The organism is Bacillus sp. 05T22, assembly GCF_056396765.1.
Map to the genome: position 1 here is coordinate 1 of NZ_JBFTMC010000182.1, position 4,971 is coordinate 4,971.

2 protein-coding genes and 2 pseudogenes are annotated in these 4,971 nt (G+C 33.7%); 2 read left to right on the top strand and 2 right to left on the bottom strand.

Going from position 1 to position 4,971, the window contains the following annotated elements:
* A pseudogene (locus tag AC1DIT_RS27075) lies at positions 1-132 on the bottom strand (MDR family MFS transporter); the annotation flags it as partial.
* 152 nt (positions 133-284) lie between these two features.
* Between AC1DIT_RS27075 and AC1DIT_RS27080 the strand changes: the two are divergent.
* Positions 285-1,931: an ABC transporter substrate-binding protein gene (locus AC1DIT_RS27080; RefSeq protein WP_016113601.1), complete on the top strand. Its 1,647-nt coding sequence runs from the start codon at positions 285-287 to the stop codon at positions 1,929-1,931.
* 165 nt (positions 1,932-2,096) lie between these two features.
* Here AC1DIT_RS27080 and AC1DIT_RS27085 read toward each other — a convergent pair whose 3' ends face one another.
* Complete coding sequence (locus tag AC1DIT_RS27085) at positions 2,097-4,325, bottom strand: N-acetylmuramoyl-L-alanine amidase family protein (RefSeq protein WP_016132548.1); 2,229 nt, start codon at positions 4,323-4,325, stop codon at positions 2,097-2,099.
* A gap of 230 nt (positions 4,326-4,555) precedes the next feature.
* On the opposite strand from AC1DIT_RS27085, the pseudogene AC1DIT_RS27090 reads away from it, so the two are divergent.
* Positions 4,556-4,762, top strand: a pseudogene (locus tag AC1DIT_RS27090) (hypothetical protein); the annotation flags it as partial.
* Positions 4,763-4,971: the final 209 nt, after the last annotated feature.

A 4,971-nucleotide genomic window follows, 5' to 3' on the forward strand; every position in this document is an offset into this window, starting at 1 on the left:
GGCCCATACTTTATTTATTTCTTGAGCAAAAAACAATGCCATGAAAGGCATTACTGCTGATGTAACAGCACGATTAAAAAATGATGTAATTAAGCGTACTTTTATATTTTGCTCAAAGTCTTTCCAATTCATAGTATCTCCTCCTTTTATCCCGCTATTCGCGGGCAGTAAGACCCCCACTGATTAAAGTTTCACTTTATCTAATGTTATATTAAACTAGACTTATTAAACTGAAAATGGACATATCTAGAAAAATATGTCTACTTATAGAAGGAGATAGGAAAATGGATAAAAATTTATTGGATCTATGGCAATCATTTTCTTCAGGACACATAAAAATAAAAGACCTAGCAGACTTTTTAAGTTTAAGTACAAAGCAAACAGTACGTTACTTACATAAATGGATGGATGAAGGTTGGCTAATTTTCAATTCTGGAAAAGGAAGAGGACACACTTCCTCTCTTCAATGGCTTAAAAATATAGAACAAATCTATGAGTCACAAGTGATGGAGATTATGGATCAACAACCTGTTGAAAAAAGCAGTAAATATTTACTATATAATTGGTCTCCAAACGGTAAACTACGTTTGATGACTAAGTTTCACTCAAAATTTGGCTATATACATAATTCGGATGATAAATTAATTATTCCTAGAAGAAAGCCCTTTTTAACAACACATCCACTAGAGGCTGCCGATGTACATAGTGCACACATTGTCGCAAACGTGTTCAATCGACTTGTTTATATGGATGAAAAGGGGAACATATTTCCTGAAATAGCTCATAGTTGGGATTTAACTCAATCTAAGCTTAGACTATACTTAAAAAAGTCCATAAAATTTCATGATGGATCCATCTTAACAGCGACTGACGTGAAACTATGTCTCTCAAAACTACGGAGTCATAAATACTATAAAGACTTATGGGCACCAATAGAGAAAATAGATATTGTATCACCATTAATTATTGACATACATTATCCGGATGGTTGTAGCTATTGTTTACAAATGTTATGTATGATAAATACAAGCATTTATAAAGAAAATAACGGTCTAATTGTAGGAACTGGTGGTTTTTATATAGGAGAGAATAACCAGGAAAAGACATCCTTGATAGCATTTAATGATTATTTTCAGGAAAGGCCATTGCTAGATACAGTAGAATTCATTCAGGTTCCTCTAGAATTTGATACTATTTATCAATCTTCCAAGCGCAACGAGAACACTTCCACCTTTCAAGTAGAAAGAAATTCTGGCTTTGGCGTTATAATTATGAATGCCTGGCGTAATTCATCTATTCAACGAATCGATGTTCGTAACTACTTACATTATATTATTACTAAGAATATCAATCATATCCATGAATATGACTTTAATAAGATCCCCAACCCTACGAGTTGCTTGAAGGAAATAGATCATCAAATCGATATGCGACAAAAATCACGCCCCACATTTAAAGAACCACTTATTATAAAAGCTACTCAGTATACAGAAAAACTGACAAAGTGGTTAATGAATGTCTTAGAAAAAGAAAATATACCTTTTCTAGTCAAATGGGTTCCTTTTGAAAGCTATCTGAGAGATGAAAAACTTAATGAGCAAGTTGATCTCTTTATTCATGGTGAGGTATTCGAGATGAATCAAGAGATATCATTTTATTATTTTCTAACAGCTAGATATTCACCGTTGGCTAAGATTGTAAAAACAAATGAAACAATAAAAAAACACCTTGATAGATACAAACGTACACATTTTGAAAAGTGGCCCTCATTAAATAAAAACCTTGAAAAAGAACTGATAGAATCCTCTATTATGATTCCCCTATATTATGATAAATGTCAGATTCCTTTTTCATCAGATCTAACGAATATTAGGATGAAATATTTTGGATATGTGGATTTTTCTCAACTTTGGGTAAGGCCTTTAGTTTAAAAGCTACAAGAAATCTGATACACCTGTAATAATTATCACCCAATTTTGGGTACGGAAACATCGCCATCAAGTTAATAAAAATCCTCCAGATGCTGAAAGCATCTGGAGGCTGTGGGGATCTCATTTAGCGAGTCATATTTATAAAAAATAGATTTTTTTTGATGATTAATAACCTTTGTGGCCATGACTGTCAAATGTATAGGTTTTTCCGTTAATTTCAATCTTCGTATCTGTATAAATTGAACCATCCTGTTTAGCATAATACGTAAAGTATCCGTAATAAGGGAAATGATACCCACCACCAACTGAGAACCATCCTATCTTAGCTGCTCCAGATTCATCGAAGTAATACCATTTACCATCGATTTCTTGCCAGCCCGTTTGCATTACGCCTTTATCGTCATAATGGTATATCTTACCATCAACTTTATCAAATCCTGTTAGCTTAGCTTCTCCGTCATGATTAAAATAATATCTTTTTCCATCAATGGTTTCATGTCCATCAAAAGTATAGTGTGCGCCATCTTTGAAATGATATTTCTTTCCATCAATCGTTTTCCAACCAGAATAAGTAGCTCCTTCTTCTAAGCTATAATAGTGGATTGCATCCTTCTCGCTTCCATCCGGTTGAGGGAAAGCTCTCTTTTCAGTCACTCCTAATTTTCTAATAGCACCGTTTTTCTCAAAGGCTAGTTGTTTCTCGTTCAAAATAACAGTTGTAGGAGTAGTTAGTGCGTTTCCATTCAGATCAGAAGCTCTCTCAAGCATGCCTTTATCGGAAAAGTGAAGAATGACACTTTGATCTTCTAGACGCAGTTTATTTTTAGTAGGTTGGTAATTTTGGAAATCGTAAATTTTACCATCGATTTCCCGCAAACCTTCTTTAACCAACGCTCCAGAAGCATCAGAATAGTAATTATCTCTCCATGCTGATCGTTGCAAAGCACCAGAATCATTAAAGTGATAGTACTTACCCTCAATTTGTGAATTTATTCCTGAAGCCATCATGTTAGACTCCGGATTAAAATAATACGTATTCCCCTCAATTTTCTGCCAACCCTTCAAGAGAACTCCTGAAGCATCTGCATAATACCAACCAGGATTTTGCGTACCTTGGTTTACCCAACTATTTTTAATCAATTTTCCAGTAGAATCATATGCAGTCCATATAGAGCTATCACCTTTATCATTACTTCTGAACTCTATTCCGTCATAATTCTGTTTCTCATTTTCTTTCCCAGGGTACCATTCCCTTAACCAGTTATGAATTTCATTGTTAGTTTTTGCAGTGAAACGAATTTCGGATTTGAAACTCCAATCAGTACCAAATTGTTGAACATAAGAATTACCAGCCAAACTTACTCCATTCTTGTTTTTTAAATAGAATTGGAATTTATTATCATGAGAATTACCGGTCTGAACAAGTTCAAACACTTCATCATCACCAATCGAATCAGAATATTGAAGTGCATTTCCTTCTTTCCCTGAAAGATATTTTGAACCTGTTTTTACCAATACTTTATTCGTCCCTTTTTTATAGGGGATAATTTGATAAGGTTTACCGTCATTTAGTATACTAAATGGTAGTGTAATAGGTGTCTCTAGGATTTTTGTAGATTCCGCCAATATATTAGTTGACCGGTTATTAAAATCCGCACGAGCTTCAGGGTTATTCGTAACATAATTAGAAAGRACTTCTCTGCCTACTGGATGTGAAGTCAATGTTGCTATCTTCTTTTCTTCTTCTGTTAAATAAGAGAATAGGTCAGTAAATAAACCTTTAAATCCGTCAAGAGAACGTTCTCCAAATTTTTTCTTATAAAATTCGTCACGAAGAATTACATTTTGACCAGATGTTTTTTCTACATATATAGTATTAACTTGGTTAAGCGCAACTCCCGTTTTTCCTTCATTTAATTGCGCTTGTGTAATATAAAAAAGATTGTGTTCTGAAACAGATTCTGCATCAGGATTTAGATCTACAATGGTACCCGCTTCTGTAAGCTTAAGCTGCTGTCCTGATTTTAATTTATGAATTTCACTTTTTCCATCTGGATAAAGTACTTTAATCTGCTTAGTAAAATTCGAATCATTTTTCGTATGATGCATAGAGATATTGAATTCCCCAGATTTAAAATTAGGAGCTCTGTAAGATACATTCTCTGCATAGGGACCAGTGTAATCAGTTAAGTCGGGATCCCCTGTAGATATTCCAAGTCCTTCATAAATGTCTTTCACTATACCTAATGAAGTAATCGTCACATCGAGTACGGTACCTATCCCTGCGCTAGCCTTGTTTTCTGCAATAGGAGCTACTGAAAAAAGAATACCTAATGCCGCTGCGGTAGGAATGACTTTCTTTCCAATTCCAATTGTATTAAATTTTTTCTTCATTTTTATTGTCCTCTCTTAGTAAGATTTAGCCTAGATTGCTTACATGTAACACTGTGAAAAATAAATATATAAAGACTGTCGTATGTTGATTTAAAAATATAAAATCAATATTTATAAGTTCATCTTAGTTTAAATACCTTTCATTTTTCTTGCGGAAGTGTTACAAAACTCTTTCGTTAGTATCTTATAAAATTCCGAATTTTATAAGATATTCTGTATTTTTCAGCTTGGCCGCTATACAGAAAAACACCCAAGAAATAACAAAGATTCTAATCCCCCTATTCCACCTAGTACAGAAAAATGGTCGGAAATCTCATCGATATGAGAAGAAAACAGTCTTTGATATTATGGGTGTTGTCTATGCGTATGATGGATTGAGAAGACAAAAGAAAGCTGCATCATTTTTAAGGACAAAAAGTATCTTAAGAGTTTTTTAGTTCATTTGAACGAAAATTTATTTTGTTTTCGTTCTTAAGTTAATGGGCATGGGGCATGTACACACATCCATCAACTTAAGGTATATTTTTATACAAAATGGGGTCTTTTCACGTAATATTTTATTATCGTTTATAGATGTTATAAAAGTAGGCATATCAAATAAACCCTGACGGGTTTGAATTTTTTTACTATGCTACCTGATGAGTAG